Genomic DNA, 18,830 nt, shown 5'->3' with positions numbered 1-18,830 from the left:
TTGCAACATCTTCAATTATCCGATATAATAAACTTTGGGGTTCGCGCATGTCGCGTGAGAATGAAAATCAATATAATGGGGAATACATATTGTACGGGCATTTCCCCTAAAAACAAGGAGGATTTAAAATGAACGTAATCAGCACAGAAAAAGCACCAGGCGCAATCGGACCATACTCCCAGGGATTTGAGGTTAATGGAGTAATCTACACGTCCGGTCAGATACCGGTAAATCCGGCAGACGGCAGCGTTGCAGAGGACATTGCAGGACAGGCTGAGCAGAGCTGCAAGAACGTAGGCGCCATCCTGGAAGCAGCAGGCAGCGGCTTTGACAAGGTATTTAAGACCACCTGCTTCCTGGCAGACATGGGCGATTTTGCTACATTTAACGAAGTATATGCCAAGTATTTCACTTCCAAACCAGCCAGAAGCTGTGTGGCAGTTAAGACCCTTCCAAAGGGCGTTCTGTGTGAAATCGAGGCAATTGCTGTTAAATAAGGATTGACCTGACATACGCAATAAAAGCCGCAAATCTCTGCATTTTGCCGGGAAGAGCGGCTTTTTTGACCCCGTCGGCGTTCCGTAAGAGAAGGAAGAGTGGAATGGATAAAAAAACGATTCTGAAAAAAGCGGTTAAGGTACTTCTGGTATTGGGACTGGCAGGCTGTCTGGTCCTGTTCCTCGTTAACCTGTACATCATCAGGAAGGAAAAGCCGAATATCATCAGTTCAGATGATGCGGCAGCCCTTGGTGATGTGGACTGCATCATGGTGCTGGGCTGCAGCGTAAGGCCTGACGGCACGCCGTCAGGCATGCTCCGGGACAGGCTGGATAAGGGAATCCAGCTGTACGGGGATGGTGTATCAGACCGTCTTCTCATGAGCGGAGACCATGGGCGCAAGAATTATGACGAGGTAAACCGGATGAAGCAGTACGCCATTGACGAGGGCGTTCCTTCCGGGGACATCTTTATGGACCACGCAGGTTTTTCCACCTATGAGAGCATGTACCGGGCCAGGGATATTTTCCAGGTCAAGAAAATCATCATCGTCACGCAGCGCTATCACATGTACCGCGCCCTTTATGTGGCGCAGGCCATGGGTATGGAGGCATACGGCGTGGAATCAGAGCCAAGGCAGTATGGCGGTCAGAAGATGCGGGATTTGCGGGAGCTGCTGGCCAGGCCCAAGGATTTGCTCTACACGATAGTGATGCCCAAGCCCACCTATCTGGGCGACGCCATACCGGTCAGCGGGGACGGTAATGTTACCAATGATAAGGAAGAAAACCGGGATAAGAATAGGTCTGGCCAGGAGTAGGAAATATCCTGCCAGAAGCCAGATACATCCGGAGGACATGAAAATGCCCCTGAAAACAGCTTATGGGTATGAATCAGCTGTTTTCAGGGGTATTTTATATAAAAAGGAAAATAAGGAGGCTAAAGTTTGACAAAATAGCTGGCATCCTTGCCGCAGACCGGACAGATGAAGTCAGGGGGCAATGTCTCGGATTCCAGAATGTATCCGCATACGGTACAGCGCCATCCGGTCACCTTATCGGTGTCTGCCTGATAGGAAGGGGCCTTTGGCGGAGTGGTTCCGTTTTTCTTCAGATGGTAATTGGAATAGGTGAGGGCTGGTGTCTGGGAATCCAGGACTTCTGCTTCCACTACCTCGCCCACTATAAGCATATGGGTTCCCACATCCATGGAGGATACAACGCGGCAGGTGAACCGTGCACAGACTCCCTCTGTGGGATATGGGTTATACAGACTGTCCCGTCCCTGTGCAATACCGTCAAATTTCTTTACATCCTTGCCGCACTGGAAACCAAAGCGTTTAATCAGGTCCATCTCCACATCGTCTGAAAGCACGACCGCGGAAAAAGTGCCGGATGTCTCAATCAGCCGGAAGGTATAGTTTTCCTTGTTGAGAGCAATGGATACCCTAGCGGGAGATGAGGTGACCTGGGTCAATGTGTTGATGACACAGCCGCTTTCCTTGCCGTCTGCGCTGGTGGAAATGATGTAAACGCCGTAACTTAATTTGAAAAATGCTTTTGAATCCATAAAATGTACCCCTCCTGTGTTTCATTTGCCTTTTCGGCTATAGTTTGATTTTACCACGTATAATTGATAATATGTAAGATATTTGTATTGTACCATAGAAATTCCATAAAATCAATAATAATTACTATTATTATAAAAAATATTGTACACAGATAGTTTCTTATTTGGAGCCTATCTGCTACAATCATAGAAAAGCAGTATGAGAAGTATCTAATACAGTATGATAAATCTAGTCAGCAGTATGAGGAATATGGATAACAGCATGTATGAAAGGCAGGCGGTGAATCGGTATGCTTACACGGGATAAGATTGTCATTATGAATTTTACAGGAGCCTATGAAAAACAGTCATTTTACAGGGGATTGAACGCTGTGTGGCTGGAGCTTAAAGATTTAAAGGGCACCAATTGTTACTGTGACCAGGAGGCGGAAGCAGCCATCAGGAAGAGAATCCGCTTTATGGAGCCCTCCGGAATCCATTTCCTGGACTCCGGGAATTACCATTATGTGAGTAAAATCTGGCTGGATAAGATAGAAGGGGAATTTGAACTGCTGGTATTTGACCACCATACGGACATGCAGATGCCTATGTTTGGAGATATCCTGTCATGCGGCGGGTGGATTCAGTCAGCTCTGGATACGAATCCGGGATTGAAAACGGTCTATCTGGCAGGACCGCCATGTATGGAGGAGGAAACTGACGGGGAACGGGTCATTGGAATCAGGGAAGAGGAATTGAAGATACCGGGGTGCATCAGCAGTCATCTGAAGAACTCCGGACTCCCCCTGTATATATCACTGGATAAGGACATCCTGGGCCAATCCTGGGCTGTCACAAATTGGGACCAGGGAGAGGTCCGGCTGGGGGATGTGCTGGCATGCATAAAAGAGGCTGCGTCCTGCCGCAGTATAATAGGGGTGGATGTATGCGGGGAAGACCCGGAGAACTTGGAACATGAGGGAAGCAGGGCTATTGGCATTAATCAGAATACGAACAGAGATATTGTTTGTAAATTATTGGAAGTCTGTGATATACTGTCTCTATGATAAGGGCGGCAGGACCGGATGATGCTGAACCAACATGGTAATGAAACAGTGTGACGATGAAACAGTGCGGCAATGAAACAGTGCGGTAATGAAACCGCGCGTCATAGGGTATAACAGCAATCAAGGAGGAACGTCGATGAGGAAGATTTTCAGGCAGTATATGTTACAGGCCATAATCTGTATGATTATCATGTGTGTATTGTTTTTCTGGCTTCGCGGCATACCTCTGATGGGACTGCCGGATGCGGATGAAATATCCAGTGTGGAAATTCTGGACAGAGATGCGGGGCAGGAGCCCCGTTTGTTTCAGACCCGGGACAAAATAGATTTGGCTTCAAAGATACCTGGTTTTCTGAACTATGAACTGGGAACCCCGGACAAAGGGGAAGCGGTAATTACGGTTACATATCATAAAAAGGATGGCAGTACTGTGGAAATCTCGGCCAATGAGTCTACTGTGTACTGGCACGGGAGGGCATATAAGATTAAGGGGGAAAATGGCCGGACATTCATCAATGTAACAAGGGGAATATTTTTTCCGGATATATAGGATGAGATGAGGACAGCTATGAAGACGCAGTCATAAAGAGATGAGGTAAGTACACATGAAACGAGGTAAATACACATGAAGCCAGTGATAGGAATCATACCATTATATGACGAGGATAAGGACAGCATATGGATGGTGCCGGGATATATGGAAGGAATCCGCCGGGCGGGTGGAATCCCCATGATACTGCCGCTTGTATGTGACGAGGCGGATTTACGCCAGATAAACAGTATGTGCAGCGGGTATCTGTTTACAGGTGGACATGACGTGGACCCATCCCTATACGGGGAGGAAAAGAACGCTCTGTGCGGACCTGCCTGTATGGAACGGGACAGGCTGGAACAAACCGTGTTTTGCATGGCATGGGAGGACCGCAAGGCGGTGCTTGGAATCTGCCGGGGCCTGCAGCTGATAAATGTTCTTATGGGAGGCACCCTGTTTCAGGACCTGCAGTCCCAATTTCAGGGTACCTGCAGCGTCGGGCACCACATGGAACCGCCCTACAGCCGGTCCTGCCATCAGGTGGAACTGACGGCTGACGGACCGCTATGTAAGCTCTTGGGAAAGAGTACCATGGGAGTGAACAGTTACCACCACCAGGGAATCAGAAAACTGGCTCCCGGGCTTAAGGCCATGGCTGTGGCAGAGGACGGACTGGTGGAAGGAGTATATGCGCCTGACAGGGAATACATACGGGCTGTACAGTGGCATCCTGAGTTCATGCCGCCAGAGGACGCAGATGCAGGAAAAATATTCCAATCATTCATAGAGGGATGTAAGAGACATGCATAGGGATTTGACTACAGGTTCCATCACGGGAACCATGCTGCGGTTCGCACTTCCCATGATAGCGGGGAACCTTCTGCAGCAGTTTTATAATATTGCAGATACACTGATTGTGGGCCGGTATCTGGGAGTGCAGGCATTGGCAGCAGTTGGCGCTGCCTATGCGCTGATGTCATTCCTTACTTCCATTCTCCTGGGCCTGTGTATGGGAAGCGGAGCTGTATTCTCCCTGCGCTTTGGAGAGAAGAATGAGAAGATGCTTAAATCCAGTATGTTTGTATCGTTCGTGCTTGTGGCGGCAGTGGCCCTGATACTGAATACAGCTGTATTCCTGTTCATAGACCCAATCATGCGCCTGTTATGTGTACCTGCGGAAATCTATGGGCTCATGAGAGAATATCTGTGGGTTATTTTCTTTGGTATCAGCGCTGTATTCTTGTACAATTATTTTGCGTGTCTTCTTAGGGCGGTGGGAAATTCCTTCATACCGCTGGTATTTCTTGGCATATCAGCCCTCCTGAATGTGGGACTGGATTTGGTGTTTGTTCTGGTCTTTCAATGGGGTGTGGCCGGCGCTGGTGCGGCGACTGTTATTTCCCAGTTTGTGTCAGGCATTGGAATCTGCCTGTATACATTTTTAAAAATGCCGGAATTCAGGATAAACAGAAGCCATATGAAAATGGACCGGAAGGTTCTGGCGGAAATATCCGGTTTCTCATTTCTGACCTGCGTCCAGCAGTCAGTGATGAATTTTGGTATATTGATGGTCCAGGGATTGGTCAACAGCTTTGGCGCGGCAGTCATGGCGGCGTTTGCCGCAGCGGTGAAAATAGACTCCTTTGCTTATATGCCGGTACAGGACTTCGGAAATGCATTTTCCACTTTCATAGCCCAGAACTATGGAGCTGGCAGGCATGACCGGGTGGAAAAGGGAATTAAAAGCGCTGTCGCTGCTTCCGCCTTGTTTTGTCTGGTGATATCATTCATTGTGTGTGTGTTTGCAAGGGAGCTTATGCTTATCTTTGTACAGCCACAGGAAACCGAAATATTGGCAGTGGGGGTGCAGTATCTTCGGATTGAGGGAACATTTTACTGCGGTATCGGCTGTCTGTTCCTGCTGTATGGCCTGTACCGTGCTGTGAGAAGGCCGGAGATGTCCGTGGTTCTGACGGTTATATCGCTGGGAACCAGGGTAGCCCTTGCCTACGTCCTGTCTGCGGTTCCTTCTATCGGTGTTGCAGGTATATGGGCGTCAGTGCCCATTGGGTGGTTTCTGGCGGATTGTACCGGGTTTGTGTATTATTGGATGAAGCGGAAGGTGATATTGAGCTAAGGGGAAGCTAAAGCCAAACAGGGACCAAACGTGAGCCAAACGTGAAAATTTTCTTGACTTGAAGTTAACTCCAGATGATAAGATACTGGAAGAAAGTTTAATGAGAGGAGATTTACATATGAGTAAAAAAGTATTGGTTTTATCAGCAAGTCCAAGGAAGGGCGGAAATTCAGACACCCTCTGTGATGCGTTTATCCGGGGAGCACAGGAAGCCGGGAACCAGGCGGAAAAGATTTTTCTGGCGGGTAAGAGTATCGGATATTGCAAAGGGTGCGGTGTCTGTAACACAACTCATAAGTGTGTCCAAAAGGATGATATGGCAGAGGTGCTGGATAAAATGGTTGAGGCAGATGTCATCGTGCTGGCCACCCCTGTTTATTTTTACACCATGGACGCACAGATGAAGACATTGATTGACCGTACAGTGCCCAGATATACGGAAATCCAGAATAAAGATTTTTACTTCATAATGGCTGCCGCGGATACGGAACAGAAGATGATGGAGCGCACCATAGAGGGATTCCGGGGATTTACGCAGGACTGTCTGACAGGAGCCAGGGAAAAGGGAATCATTTATGGAACAGGTGCATGGCAGGCGGGAGAGATTAAAGGGTCCCCGGCCATGGGTCAGGCATATGAGATGGGAAGAAATGTGTAGTTAAAATAAAATGCATGATGGCCTCAGGGTGCGTCATGCATTTTTTGATGCTTGTCTGGCGGTTGTAAATGCAGGGATTCCTTAACCAGATATGTTGTTTTAGGAAAGATAAACAGTGGATTAAAGTGGTTATGCGGTCGGGAATGATGAGTACTAGATGAATGTAATTCTCAGAAAAAATTCGACGAGTTTAGTCCGGACGAAATAAAATATTTGAAATGTATGGATATATGTGACTTATAGTCCGTTGATAAATAAGTCACACTCCGCTACGCTTACCTACAAGAGGTGAGTGCGATGGAGTTTTCTGGTGATATAAAAATGGAAGTTGGAAACAGAATACGCCAATTGAGAAAGGAACGATTATTAAGTCAAGAGGCATTGGCATTCAAGGCAGGTCTGGACCGGACCTATATTGCATCCGTAGAAAATGGAAAACGGAATTTATCAATTATGAGTCTTGAAAAGATTACAATGGCATTGGGCTGTTCCATGGCTGAATTTTTTGAGATATTTGAGTAAATATTCTATACTGAGGATGCAATATGAATGGTTGTTTAGAATTATATAGATAGTCTTTTAGTAACTACATGATAAAAAATCGGAGGGCTTCCCATGAGCCAGATTTGGTACGCTGCTTTCAGCGAAGATTTTGTAGAGCAGGCACAGCAGATATTCAAAAAATTGGATAAGGACGTAATTGTCACGGTATGGGACCCGGAGCTGGTTCCGGAAATGCTGAGGCGCGGGGTGAGCGTCATATTGGGGCGGGGGGCCACGGCTTTGCGAATCCGCAAGGTAGTGGACCTGCCGGTGGTGGAAATTCCCATTCCGTTTGAGGATATGGCAGACACCCTGATTGAGGCCAGCCATTACGGCAGAAACATCGGTGTTATTGGCTATAACAATCTTCTCAGCGGTCTGGAACGCTTAAACCCTATCCTGAATGTAAATATACGGCAGATATTTGCCGTGGATGCAGATGATACCTATCATCAGATCCAGAAGCTTAAAGATGAAGGGGTGGACGTGATTGTGGGCGGCCTTATCCAGACCCGTTATGCAAGGGAATTAGGGCTGCCGGCAGTCCGCATTGAGCTGACGGACAAGTCCCTGTCCTATGCGTGCCAGGAGGCAGAGAAACTGATTGCCACGGTCAAGGCGGCGACCAGAAAGGCGGAGGAGCTTAAGACCATACTGAATACCACCAATGAGAAGTATATAGCAGTTGACATAAAAGGAAATATTACCTGGATGAACCGGGTGGCCAAACCCTATCTGCCCAATCCGGGCGGCCGCGTTTATGACATGCCCATAACGGAGGTATTTCCTGCCTTTGAGGCGGTCTGTGACGTACTGGCGACCGGGGAGGAAATCATACAGGAGACAGGCTCCATCAATGGGGCTGATATTCTCTATGACATGATTCCCCTGACATATAAAAACGAGGAGATACTGGGCGCGGTCATCACCTTCAACGATGCGGGGACCATTACAAGAGGGGAACATAAAATCAGGGATAAAGGCATAAAGGGATTCCAGGCAACCTACTCCTTTAAGGACATATGCGGAAGCAGCCAGCAGATGAATCAGTGCATCCAGCATGCAAAGCGGTACGCCCACACGGACCTGACCGTACTTTTGCTGGGGGAGACAGGTTCCGGCAAGGAGATGTTTGCCCAGAGCATGCATAATGCCAGCAGCCGGAGGAAAGGGCCCTTTGTGGCTGTAAACTGTGCAGCCCTTCCGGAAGGGATTCTGGAGAGTGAGCTTTTTGGATATGATGACGGCGCATTTACCGGCGCCAGGAGAAGTGGAAAAATGGGACTTTTTGAGCTGGCCCACAATGGAACCATTTTTCTGGATGAGATAGGGGAAATGCCCATGTCCCTTCAGAGCAGGCTGCTGCGTGTTCTGCAGGAACGTAAGGTTATGCGCCTGGGCGGCGACCGGGTCTTTCCCGTGAACATCAGGATATTTGCAGCCACCAACAAAAATCTCATTGAGCTGGTGAAGGAGCATAAATTCCGGGAGGATTTGTTCTACCGTCTGAACGTGCTGACCCTGAAAATCCCATCGCTGAGGGAACGGGTGGAGGACATTCCTGGCCTGGCTAATCTGTTTCTCAAAGAAGGCGGGGGAAAATGCTGCCTTACTCCGGCTGCACAGAAGGTGCTTACCTCCTACGGATGGCCGGGAAATGCCCGGCAGCTGAGACATTTTATGGAGAAGGTCCGTATCATATGCGATTCCTCCGTTATATCAGGGGAGGCTGCCAGCTATGTGATAGAGAATTATGAACCGCCTTGCGGGATGGAGCAGATTGGAGACTGGACTGCCAGCCAGGAAGGCCATGGAAATGGGAATGACAAGGTATATGGCGGCAGTGGGGATGGCGGCCGGGAGAGCCTGAGTCAGGAGAGTCTAAAGCGGATGGACCTGAGCCGGGAGAGCCTTAGTCAGGAGATAACAGAACAGCTTCTGATGCAGGCAATTGAACAGGCAGGTGGCAATAAAACGAAAGCAGCCCGGATTCTTGGTGTACACAGGAGTACGGTTTGGAGGTATATCAAAAAATATGGAGTAAAGTGATAGGGTATGATTTTGTATATTATGTGCAGTATGAAATATAGCGGTGAGCACCGGATACAGTGCCGCACATGATATCCCATAGGGTGTCGCATGAGACGTCGCATAAAATGTCGCAAGAGATGTTGCGTTAAATGATACGCCACACTTTTGATTTTGAAATGCGACACATGACATGAAACAGCCAAGGTAAGAATCAATTCCAACCGGAATAAATTTGTTTTTTCTACCTTTTTTCGAATCTGAAAACCCAAAAAAACAGCTATATTTTGCAGATATTAACATAAATATCTCTGAATATAGCTGTTTTTTCTCGTATTCCTGTACCAAACAAGAAAAATGGCACAAATATTGCTTGATAATACTGTATAACCATGTACTAGGAGGGAATGAAATGGTAGATTTGAGAAGTGACACCATCAGTATGCCAACCAGAGCAATGTTGGAGACCATACTGGAAGCAAAACTTGGGGATGACGGAAGAACGGATTCCAGAGGAAGGGGTGAGGACCTGGCGGTCAATGAGCTGGAGGACCTGGCGGCAGAGATGACAGGAAAAGAGGCCGCGGTGGTGTTCCCGTCAGGAACACAGGGCAATACATCTGCCATTCTTGCATACTGCAAGCCGGGACAGAAGGTGATGGTAGATGAGATGCAGCATATCTACTTAAGTGAAAAGGTGGTATTTGACCCATCCATCGGGCAGCTTGAGCCGGTTACCTATAAATTGGACCAGGACAATCTGCCGGACCTTGACGATATGCGCCGCATACTGGAGAGCCAGGAAATTGCCCTGCTGTGTATTGAGAATACCCACAACTTTTCGGGCGGTACCTGTGTCCCGCTGGAGCGGATGAAGGCGATTCGTGAACTGGCCCAGGAGTTTGGCGTGCCTGTCCATATGGATGGCGCCAGGATGTTTAACGCAGTGGTGGCCCTGGGTGTGGAGGCACGGGAAATGTGCAAGTATGTGGATTCCGTGATGTTCTGCATTTCAAAGGGTCTGGGAGCGCCTATCGGATCGCTGGTATGCTGTTCAGAGGAATTTTCCAGGAAGGTCAGGGATAAGAGGAAGCTTTTAGGCGGAGCCATGAGGCAGGCAGGTGTGATTGCAGCACCTGGAACGTATGCCCTTAAGCACAACATTGAGCGCCTGGCGGAGGATAATGCCAATGCGGCCTATGCAGCAGAGCAGTTAAAGGATTTAAAGAACACAAAGGTATACGGAAAGGTTATGAGCAATATCATTGTTCTGGATGCCAATGGACTGGGACTTACGCCGGGTGAATACTGCAGCAGGGCGGCTGAAAAGGGGTTATTGATTAAGCCGGTGCTGAAGGATAAGGTAAGACTTGTATTTTACAAGGATATTTCGAGGGAGGACACGGAGACAGCGGTATCAATTATACGTGAACTGGATTCTTTACGATAAAGGGGGATTTGACATATGAAGATTGCTGGTAAAAAGGTAGGTTTATCCACGCAGATATTTGCAGCCATGTTGTTGGGAGCGATTCTGGGAATCGTTATCGGGGAACCAATGACCAAAGTTGGGTTTATTGGAACCATCTGGCTGAATTGTATTAAGATGATTGTTGTGCCAATGGTACTGGTTACCATTGTAACGGGAGTTGTTTCACAGAAGGATATGAAAACACTGGGAAGAATCAGCTTCCGTATCATGGCATATTATATTATCACCACACTGGTTGCCTGTGCCATCGGCATCCTGGTTACATCCATTGTAAAGCCTGGCACCATAGCCAATTTTACAGGGCTGGCGTCCAAAGAGGTAACAGGCAGCGCGGACATAACGGTAGCTGATTTCTTTACAGGCATGTTCTCATCCAATATCATCCAGACCTTTGCTGACGGCAATATTCTTCAGACGGTTGTCATTGCAATCCTGCTGGGCGTGGCGATTTTAAGAATGAAGAATCCGGAGCACAAGGAAAAGGCAATCAAGGGCATGAACGTGCTCAACGACATGGTATTTTCACTGATTAACATGATTATGCTGGTGTCCCCAATCGGTGTATTCTTCCTGATGGGAGATTCTTTTGGAAAGTACGGAGCCGGTATCTTTACAAGTATGGCGACCCTTGTAGGAACCTATTATCTGGCCTGCCTGGTACATGTGGTACTGGTTTACTGTACTGTTATCTGGGTAACTGCGGGAATCAATCCGCTTAAGTTCTTAAAGGACAGCGCGGAACTTTGGGTGTATACCATCTCCACCTGCTCCAGTGTGGCAGCAATTCCGATTAACATCAAGGTGGCAAAGGAAAAATTCAATGTTCCGGAAACCATTTCCGGTTTCACCGTGCCTCTGGGCTCACAGATGAACTATGACGGCAGCGTTATCCTGTACGGCTGTGTCATCCTGTTTATCAGCCAGACCATTGGTGTCCCGGTTACCCTGGGAACCATGGTGAAAATCATACTGATGTCTGCCATTCTTTCCACCGGCGGCGGCGGTATTCCGGGAAGCGGTATTGTAAAACTTCTGGTCATGGTTACTGCCTTTGGTCTGCCTACAGAGATTGTAGGTATCATCGCTGCATTCTACCGTCTGTTTGACATGGGAACCACAACCAACAACTGCCTGGGCGACCTTGCAGGTACTGTGTTTGTGTCCAAGCTGGAGGATAAGGCAGCTGCCAGAGCGAAATCAGCATAGGCGGATTCAATCTAAGAAAATGAAAAAGTCCCGGGTTCTGCATCATGCGGAGTCCGGGACTTTTCCGGTTGGTTTTATGGCTGCAGCTCAAATATGATGCCGTTCTTCGGTTCCATATTCGGTCCCGATTATGATTTTTCCGCAGATATCGCGAAATAGGCCTGTCTCCAATATGCCGGTCATGGCCTTGAGACGGTGGGCTGCCGCGGGATAGTTCATGTCTTTGCTTCCTGTCAGGTCCAGAATATGATTGCCGTTATCTGTGACAAATATATTTCCGTCTTTTAACCTCAGCTTTGGTATAAATCCTGCTTTCTTTACCTGCTCCTCCACATAAGGCACTGCAAAGGAAGGAACTTCCACAGGAAGCACACACCCGCCCAGGGATTTTACAAGTTTGCTCCGGTCCATAATCCATATGACCTGCCGGGCCCTGCATGCAATGATTTTCTCCCGGAACAGAGCGCCGCCCCCGCCCTTAATGGAATAAAAATCCGGGTCAATGGCATCCACACCGTCGATGGCCAGGTGTATGGTTTGTGCATCCCTCAGGGATATGAGGGGAATACCCAGATGCCGGGCCAATGATTCCGTTCCAAGAGAGGTGGCTGCCGCATGGATGTTCAGGCCGCCGCGGATTCGTTCAGACAATTTTTGAATGAGGTAATATACGGTTGAACCGGTTCCAAGGCCCAGTACCATATTATCGGTTACTTCCATGGCCGCCCGCCAGGCAGCCGCTTTTTTCTGCTCTTCTGTACTGTACATATTCTCTCCTCTGTGCCGGCCGTGCCTCGCCGATGTGCCGCCTTCCGCCGATGTGCCGCTTTCTTCCGATGTTCCGCCTTCCGCCGATATCCCGCCTTCTTCCTGCAGACCTCCTACAGCCAGCTATGCCCATGCTGCTCCAGCAGCCGGTCCGCTTCGGCCGGTCCATGGGAGCCTGGTTTATAAGGATACACCGGAAGTTTATTTCCTGCATAGAGTTCCTTCAGACAGCTGATGTAATTCCAGCTCAGCTCTATCTGGTCCCACTGGGAGAACCAGGAGCGCTCCCCCTTCATGCAGGCAGTGATGAGACGTTCATAGGCCTCAGGGGTATTGAGCTGATGAATCAGGCTGCAATTCTGGCAGAAGTCCATTTTGGCCGGGATGATATCTTCTGAGTCGCCGGGGCGTTTGATATTAAACTGCAGATAAACGCCTTCCGTGGGCTGAATCTTTATGATTAGTATATTAGGCTCCACCTCCGGATAAGGGCGGCGGAAAATCACGGCCAGTTCAATTTCGCGCTTTCCTGTCTTTTTTCCGGTCCGGATGTAAAACGGAGTTCCGTTCCAGCGTTCATTGTCAATAAAAAGGCGCAGGGCTCCATAGGTTTCGGTCTGTGAATCCGGTTTTACAAGGGGTTCGTCTTTGTATCCCTCATACTGCCCCAGGACCAGGGTGTTTTCTATGGATGTACCGCCGGCCGGTCGTAAACAGCGGAAGACATCCAACTGGGCGTCGTGCAGCCCCTTGGGGCTGAATTCCTCCGGCTGCTCCATAGCCATGATGGACAAAATCTGGAACAGATGGTTCTGCACCATATCCTTCAGGGCACCGCTGGCGTCGTAGTAACCGCCCCGGGTTTCCACGCCCATGTCCTCCAGAGCGGAAATCTGTACGGATTCAATATAGCGGGAATTCCATACATCCGTAAAAATGGGATTGGAAAAGCGGATTGCCTGGATATTACGGACCATTTCCTTTCCCAGGTAATGGTCGATACGGTAAATATGCTCCGGGCCAAAGAATGCTTCCAGCTCTTTGTTAAGGGCTGTGGCAGCAGCCAGGTTTTCACCAAAGGGTTTTTCCAGTATCACCTTGCCGGAGGCGGAGCCGCGGACCAGCTTAAGCCCCTCTGTGATGGCTTTGAAAAAGCGGGGCGCCACTGCAAAATAAAAGATGTGTGACAGGATATCATTTTTTCTGTAATACTCATTCAGTCCCTGGTATTGTCCTAAATCAGAGAAATCCATCCGGTAATAATCTATTTTTTCTGCAAAACAGCCGAATGTATGTTCCTCAAAGGAGAGCCGGGTGAATTTCTCCACCCAGTCCCTGGCAATCTGACGGTAATGGCTGCTGTCATAGTCACGGCGCCCAATGATGGTGATACGGCTGTCCTGCGGAAGCTTTCCAGTGATATCCATGGTGTAAAGGGCAGGCAGGAGCTTGCGGAAGGTGAGGTCTCCGGTTCCTCCGAATATGGTGAGGTTAGTGCTGATTTTCATTTGCCCACCTCCATTCGTGGTGGAATACGCCTTCGCGGTCGGTTCTCTCATAGGTGTGGGCTCCAAAGCAGTCCCTCTGGGCCTGAATCAGATTGGCGCCTGCTGCCTTTGCCCGGAATTCATCCAGGTAGGACACTGCATTGCAGAGGGCGGGAATGGGAAGGCCGCTCATGACGCCTGTGGAAACGGCCTGACGCAGACTGTCCTGGTGCTCATTGATGCGTGACAGGAAGAAACGGTCGAATATCAGGCTTTCCGGCTTCGGCTCAGCTTCAAAGGCATGGGTGATGTCATTTAAGAAAACAGCCTGAATGATACATCCTGCGCGGAATATGGAAGCAATTTTTCCCAGGTCCAGATTCCAGCCGTACTGTACGGATGCATCCTGCATCAGTGAGAAGCCCTGGGCATATGCAATGATTTTTCCTGTATACAGGGCCTGGCGGACCATGGCTGCAAATGACGCCTTGTCAGGGGACAGGCTGATGGACGGGGAATGAATAAGCCCGGACGCCTTTTCTCTCTCATCCAGATGGTTGGACATGATTCGGGCTGTGCAGGCGGAGGTAATCATAGAGATATCCACGCCCTGTCTCAAGGCTTCTATGCTGGCCCATCTTCCGGTTCCCTTTTGCTTGGCGCTGTCTCTGATGCGGTCGATGAGCGCTCCGCCGGCCAGGTCATCAGCCTCTCGGAAAATACCGGCTGTAATGCCTATCAGGTAACTGCGAAGCTCCCCGTCATTCCAGGATTGAAAGGTATCGGCCATCTCCTGATTGGTAAAGCCGCCTACATATTTTAGCAGGAGATAGGATTCAGCAATCAGCTGCATGTCTGCATATTCAATGCCGTTGTGGACCATTTTTACATAATGTCCTGCCCCGTCAGGGCCGATATAGGCGCAGCAGGGTTCGTCCATGGCCCTGGCAGCAATGGCTTCCAGTATGGGGCGAACTGATTGGTAAGCCCCGGCATCACCGCCGGGCATGATGGAGGGACCAAACCGGGCGCCTTCCTCACCGCCGGAGATGCCAACTCCAAGGTAATGAATCCCTTTGTCCGCCAGCAGGGCTGCCCGCCTTCTGGTATCCTCAAAAAAGGAATTTCCTCCGTCCAGAATCATATCCCCTTTCTCGAGAAGGGGAGTCAGCTGTTCTATAACAGCGTCCACCGGTTTACCGGCCTGAATCATCAGCATAACCTTCCGGGGACGGGAAAGGGCATCTGTCAGATTGGCCAGGTCATAAAAAGGAATCAGGTTCTCATGGGGGTGTTCTTTCATTACCTGGTCTGTGACGGCGGCGCTGCGGTTATAACCGCCCACCTTAAAACCGTGGTCAGCCATATTCAGGGCAAGGCTTCTGCCCATAACGGAAAGTCCTATGATTCCAATATCAAGTTTTGTCATGCTATTACCTCCTATCAGGTGAAAAACGGGTTAATTGGTGTGCGGGGAAAGAACAATGGAAACAGCCTCCGGCGCAGGCACACGGGAACATATTTCCATGAGCTGTCCTGTTTCCGGGTTAATCTGAAAGCTCACAAGGCCGCCCTGGGTCCGGTTTGCAACCAGCAGGTACCTTCCGTCCGGGGTGAGAACCATGTCGCGGGGATGGACGCCTCCGCACCCGGTCTGCTGGATTTGCTCCAGATGCCCCTGGTGTATCCTGAAAACCGTTATGACTTCGGCAAAGCGGGTGGATACATACAAAAAGCACTGGTCCGGTGAGAGACGAATGGCCGCGGACGCAGGAGATTCCTTATACACTGCGTCTGAAGGGAAAAGCGGGTAAATTTGCATAAGCCTCATGGTAAAGTCCGGAAGAGATATACTGCTGCTGTCTGCCCCGGAGGCAGTAGCTTCCGTCAGCCCATAGACAAAGACCTGATTGCTCAGCTCGCTGACAAGGAATAGCTGCGTATGGTCCTTGTCAAAAATTCCGTGTCGGGGGCCTGTGCCTGTGGGAAAGGCCAGTTCAGATACAAGGGCAAAATCCATATGGCGGTCAAACACCATCACTTTATCCAGCAGCAGGCAGGGAACCATCATATAATGACTGTGAAACAAAATCTGATGGCATCCGGCTTTGGGTGCAATGAGAATTTTTTTAACCGGTTCAAGGTACCGGCGGGCCGGACATTTTTCGTGTCCGTGGAAATTGGCCTCATGTTTTATCTCATATATCAGTATGGCGCCTTCGTGGTAGTTGGCCGTGTATATATATCGTTCATCCTGGGCAACGTAGCATGCCGGTGAGGATTCATCGAAGTATTCGCCAACCAGTGGAACAGAGGCATTCTCTTTATTATGGGCTGTATCCAGAAGACATATCCCGGACCTGGCCTCCCTTTTTAAAGGAGAGGCCAGCATGGCGTCCTTAAGGGAAAGATACTTACAATCCGGGGCTTCATAATATAATTCAGGGTAAGACATTGCCCCATTCCTTAAATCAATGGTAAAACGGTAAATGCCCAGGCTGTCAGGCGAGGCATAGGTACCCAGAAATCCGGTGAGGGTGTTGTTCATGGCAGTTCCTTTCTGAATAAACTGTAATCAAATAAATATCAGTTCCTATCTGTAATTATAAAAGTTACAGTACTATATGTCAAGCGGTATTTGAGAATAGTTTCAAGAGCATTTTTTTGTTGTTAGGATGCGCCATATTTACGGATTGATGCAGTGGGAGGAGCTTGGAATGAATGGAAGTAAGAAGATTGGCAGTGGTAAAACTGATAATAATAAAGCTGACGGTAATAAAACAGATAATAATGAAACCAATGGTAAATCAGATAAATCATAACAAAACAGGAAATTCCCCATGTATGACATTTATAGGAAATTTCCTGTTTATAAAAATCATTTATTCCTGTTTTCGAAGATTCATAAATCCGCTGTCAGATTCTACTTTGCAGGATAGAATCCGCTGGGAGCCTCGGACAGATTAATCATGATATTCTTCATCTGTGTATAGTGCTCCAGAATGACCTTATGGGTCTCACGGCCGATGCCGGACTCTTTGTAGCCGCCGAATGGTGAGCCTTCCGGAATCTGATTGTATGTATTCACCCACATACGTCCTGTCTCAATGCCCCGGGATACACGGATTGCACGGTTTAAGTCACGGGTCCAGACAGCGCCGCCCAGGCCGTATGCATTGTCGTTGGCCATACGGATGACCTCGTCTTCATCCTTAAACTTAAGGATACAGGCCACCGGGCCGAAAATCTCTTCCTGGGCAACACGCATGTCATTGGTCACGTCGGCCAGCAGGGTAGGACGCATGAAGCAGCCCTTAGCCAGTTCGCCTTCCGTTATACGCTCGCCGCCGCAAATCAGGCGGGCGCCTTCCTGCTTGCCTATTTCCACATAGCTTAAAATCTTCTCCAGCTGGCGTTCATTAATCTGGCTGCCCATCTGGGTTTCAGAATCCCATGATACCCCTACCTTTACATTATTAAATGCCTTTACTGCGTCCTCAAGGAACTTGTCGTAAATATCCTCATGTACGAATACACGGGAACCTGCGCAGCATACCTGGCCCTGATTGAACAGAATGCCAAGCTGGAGGCCGTCAATGGCTTGCTCCCAGTTGCAGTCCGGGAAGAAGATATTGGCGGATTTTCCGCCCAATTCCAGGGTGGCGGGGATGAGACGGTCGGCTGCTGCCAGGGCTACCTGGCGGCCTACCTCGGTGGAGCCGGTAAATGCCAGCTTGCGGAATCCTTTGTGGTCAAGCATATACTGGCCGGATTTTGAGCCGGAACCGGTAATCACATTGAATACGCCCTTGGGAATGACATCCTGTACTAAACGGGCAAATTCAAGAACGGAAAGGGATGTGTCGCTGGATGGTTTAAATACAGTACAGCATCCTGCTGCCAGGACAGGAGCCAGTTTCCAGGCAGCCATCAGGAATGGGAAGTTCCAGGGAACAATCTGACCTACAACGCCGATTGGTTCACGTAAAATCAGGGAAAGGAACTGCTCATCCAGTACATTGGCGCTGCCTTCCTCTGCCATGATGCAGCCTGCAAAGTAGCGGAAGTGCTTTGCGCTCAGCGGGATGTCGATGGCCATTGTCTCACGGATGGGTTTGCCATTGTCCAGGGATTCCACCATAGCCAGGTGTTCTGTGTTTGCGTCGATGATATCGGCGATTTTATTCAGGATTGCAGCACGTTCGCTGGTGGGAACCTTTTTCCATGTCTCAAACGCTTTCCAAGCTTCCTTAACAGCATCATCCACGTCATCCTTGGTAGCCTGCGCGCACTCGGCCAGCTTTTCACCATTGGCAGGGCATTTTGTGGTAAATACTTCACCATCAGAAGCGTCCCGCCATTGGCCCCCTATGAAAAGCTGATACCTGTTCTGAAGTTCTGGTTTGTTCATGTAATACCTCCTTGTTTTGTGTTGTTACACTCCTATAAATAAGACTTATAAAAGCCTTGCTTCCGTTTACATTAACTACCATATCATTTTCACATAAAAAATGCAATATTTGTTAAATTGTTTTCATAATAGTTTTTATTTTAACAAATTTTCAGTTATTAAAGATTGAAATAAAAGGAAAGTCACGCTATAATGAAAGAAAAAAATAAAAATCAAGGAGGAAAATTAAAATGGAGCAAAAAAGTCCAGATAAAGTATGTTATCAATTTATCTGTCCCAAATATCCCAGGTGCGCGAGGGCAAGAGGAAAGGGGTGCTGCATCGAATACCCGGAGGATGAGACACAGATGGTACAGGCGGGGGAGTGCAGTGCTGAGGATGGCTTTCCGTTGTTTGTGGGGGAGGAGTAAGTATATCTATGTTTATGACAGAATGAATCGGGTTCGTTATTTTAA

General features: G+C 48.7%; 19 protein-coding genes. 13 read left to right on the top strand and 6 right to left on the bottom strand.

The annotated features are described in order from the left end of the window. The first annotated feature begins 128 nt into the window (after positions 1 to 128). The 3 genes from I2H39_RS09765 to I2H39_RS09755 all read left to right on the top strand — a co-directional run bounded on the left by I2H39_RS09765 (position 129) and on the right by I2H39_RS09755 (position 1,448). The gene (locus I2H39_RS09765) at positions 129 to 497 is read left to right on the top strand and encodes a RidA family protein (protein WP_002566105.1); all 369 of its coding nucleotides are present in this window, start codon (positions 129 to 131) and stop codon (positions 495 to 497) included. Between the two features lie 104 nt (positions 498 to 601). Continuing rightward, positions 602 to 1,318, top strand: a complete 717-nt coding sequence (locus I2H39_RS09760) for an ElyC/SanA/YdcF family protein (protein WP_195626335.1) — start codon at positions 602 to 604, stop codon at positions 1,316 to 1,318. Continuing rightward, a complete protein-coding gene (locus tag I2H39_RS09755) occupies positions 1,272 to 1,448 on the top strand; it encodes a hypothetical protein (RefSeq protein WP_171042706.1) in 177 nt (58 codons plus the stop codon). The genes I2H39_RS09760 and I2H39_RS09755 overlap by 47 nt, the downstream gene beginning before the upstream one ends. On the opposite strand, the gene I2H39_RS09750 is transcribed toward I2H39_RS09755, so the two are convergent. Next, positions 1,438 to 2,067: a flavin reductase gene (locus I2H39_RS09750; RefSeq protein ID WP_178332152.1), complete on the bottom strand. Its 630-nt coding sequence runs from the start codon at positions 2,065 to 2,067 to the stop codon at positions 1,438 to 1,440. The genes I2H39_RS09755 and I2H39_RS09750 overlap by 11 nt on opposite strands. A gap of 290 nt (positions 2,068 to 2,357) precedes the next feature. On the opposite strand from I2H39_RS09750, the gene I2H39_RS09745 reads away from it, so the two are divergent. From I2H39_RS09745 to I2H39_RS09705, 9 genes are all read left to right on the top strand, one after another. Further along, positions 2,358 to 3,113 (top strand): hypothetical protein, encoded by a 756-nt coding sequence (locus I2H39_RS09745; protein WP_195626334.1) that lies wholly within the window; start codon positions 2,358 to 2,360, stop codon positions 3,111 to 3,113. Between the two features lie 136 nt (positions 3,114 to 3,249). Further along, complete coding sequence (locus I2H39_RS09740) at positions 3,250 to 3,663, top strand: hypothetical protein (protein ID WP_178332153.1); 414 nt, start codon at positions 3,250 to 3,252, stop codon at positions 3,661 to 3,663. 75 nt (positions 3,664 to 3,738) lie between these two features. Next, complete coding sequence (locus I2H39_RS09735) at positions 3,739 to 4,455, top strand: gamma-glutamyl-gamma-aminobutyrate hydrolase family protein (protein WP_195626333.1); 717 nt, start codon at positions 3,739 to 3,741, stop codon at positions 4,453 to 4,455. Further along, the gene (locus tag I2H39_RS09730; protein WP_195626332.1) at positions 4,448 to 5,782 is read left to right on the top strand and encodes an MATE family efflux transporter; all 1,335 of its coding nucleotides are present in this window, start codon (positions 4,448 to 4,450) and stop codon (positions 5,780 to 5,782) included. The genes I2H39_RS09735 and I2H39_RS09730 overlap by 8 nt, the downstream gene beginning before the upstream one ends. Positions 5,783 to 5,900: 118 nt before the next feature. Continuing rightward, positions 5,901 to 6,440, top strand: coding sequence for a flavodoxin family protein (locus I2H39_RS09725; protein ID WP_195626331.1), 540 nt, complete (start codon positions 5,901 to 5,903; stop codon positions 6,438 to 6,440). A 297-nt stretch (positions 6,441 to 6,737) separates the two neighbouring features. Further along, positions 6,738 to 6,962, top strand: coding sequence for a helix-turn-helix transcriptional regulator (locus I2H39_RS09720; protein ID WP_138310847.1), 225 nt, complete (start codon positions 6,738 to 6,740; stop codon positions 6,960 to 6,962). A gap of 93 nt (positions 6,963 to 7,055) precedes the next feature. Further along, a complete protein-coding gene (locus I2H39_RS09715; protein WP_138310848.1) occupies positions 7,056 to 9,032 on the top strand; it encodes a sigma 54-interacting transcriptional regulator in 1,977 nt (658 codons plus the stop codon). A gap of 391 nt (positions 9,033 to 9,423) precedes the next feature. Then, the gene (locus tag I2H39_RS09710) at positions 9,424 to 10,461 is read left to right on the top strand and encodes a GntG family PLP-dependent aldolase (protein ID WP_195626330.1); all 1,038 of its coding nucleotides are present in this window, start codon (positions 9,424 to 9,426) and stop codon (positions 10,459 to 10,461) included. A 15-nt stretch (positions 10,462 to 10,476) separates the two neighbouring features. Further along, positions 10,477 to 11,709, top strand: a complete 1,233-nt coding sequence (locus tag I2H39_RS09705; protein ID WP_138310850.1) for a dicarboxylate/amino acid:cation symporter — start codon at positions 10,477 to 10,479, stop codon at positions 11,707 to 11,709. Between the two features lie 87 nt (positions 11,710 to 11,796). Here I2H39_RS09705 and rpiA read toward each other — a convergent pair whose 3' ends face one another. The 5 genes from rpiA to I2H39_RS09680 form a co-directional block, all read right to left on the bottom strand. Continuing rightward, entirely contained in the window at positions 11,797 to 12,477 is a 681-nt protein-coding gene (gene rpiA, locus I2H39_RS09700) for a ribose-5-phosphate isomerase RpiA (RefSeq protein ID WP_195626329.1), read from the bottom strand. 113 nt (positions 12,478 to 12,590) lie between these two features. Then, positions 12,591 to 13,985, bottom strand: coding sequence for a glucose-6-phosphate dehydrogenase (gene zwf, locus I2H39_RS09695; protein WP_195626328.1), 1,395 nt, complete (start codon positions 13,983 to 13,985; stop codon positions 12,591 to 12,593). Continuing rightward, entirely contained in the window at positions 13,969 to 15,393 is a 1,425-nt protein-coding gene (gene gndA / locus I2H39_RS09690; protein ID WP_138310852.1) for an NADP-dependent phosphogluconate dehydrogenase, read from the bottom strand. Before gndA ends, zwf begins: the two co-directional genes overlap by 17 nt. Positions 15,394 to 15,423: 30 nt before the next feature. Further along, positions 15,424 to 16,512, bottom strand: coding sequence for a beta-propeller fold lactonase family protein (locus I2H39_RS09685; RefSeq protein WP_195626327.1), 1,089 nt, complete (start codon positions 16,510 to 16,512; stop codon positions 15,424 to 15,426). Positions 16,513 to 16,887: 375 nt separating this feature from the next. After that, entirely contained in the window at positions 16,888 to 18,375 is a 1,488-nt protein-coding gene (locus tag I2H39_RS09680; protein WP_195626326.1) for an aldehyde dehydrogenase family protein, read from the bottom strand. Between the two features lie 230 nt (positions 18,376 to 18,605). Here I2H39_RS09680 and I2H39_RS09675 point away from each other — a divergent pair, with 230 nt between their 5' ends. Then, positions 18,606 to 18,785, top strand: coding sequence for a hypothetical protein (locus tag I2H39_RS09675; RefSeq protein ID WP_138310855.1), 180 nt, complete (start codon positions 18,606 to 18,608; stop codon positions 18,783 to 18,785). Positions 18,786 to 18,830: the final 45 nt, after the last annotated feature.

The sequence above is a fragment of the Clostridium sp. 1001283B150225_161107_B6 genome, assembly GCF_015556325.1.
Lineage (GTDB): Bacteria > Bacillota > Clostridia > Lachnospirales > Lachnospiraceae > Enterocloster.
The sequence above is the reverse complement of the archived record's forward strand: the minus strand, read 5'-3'. Positions and strand labels throughout refer to the sequence as shown.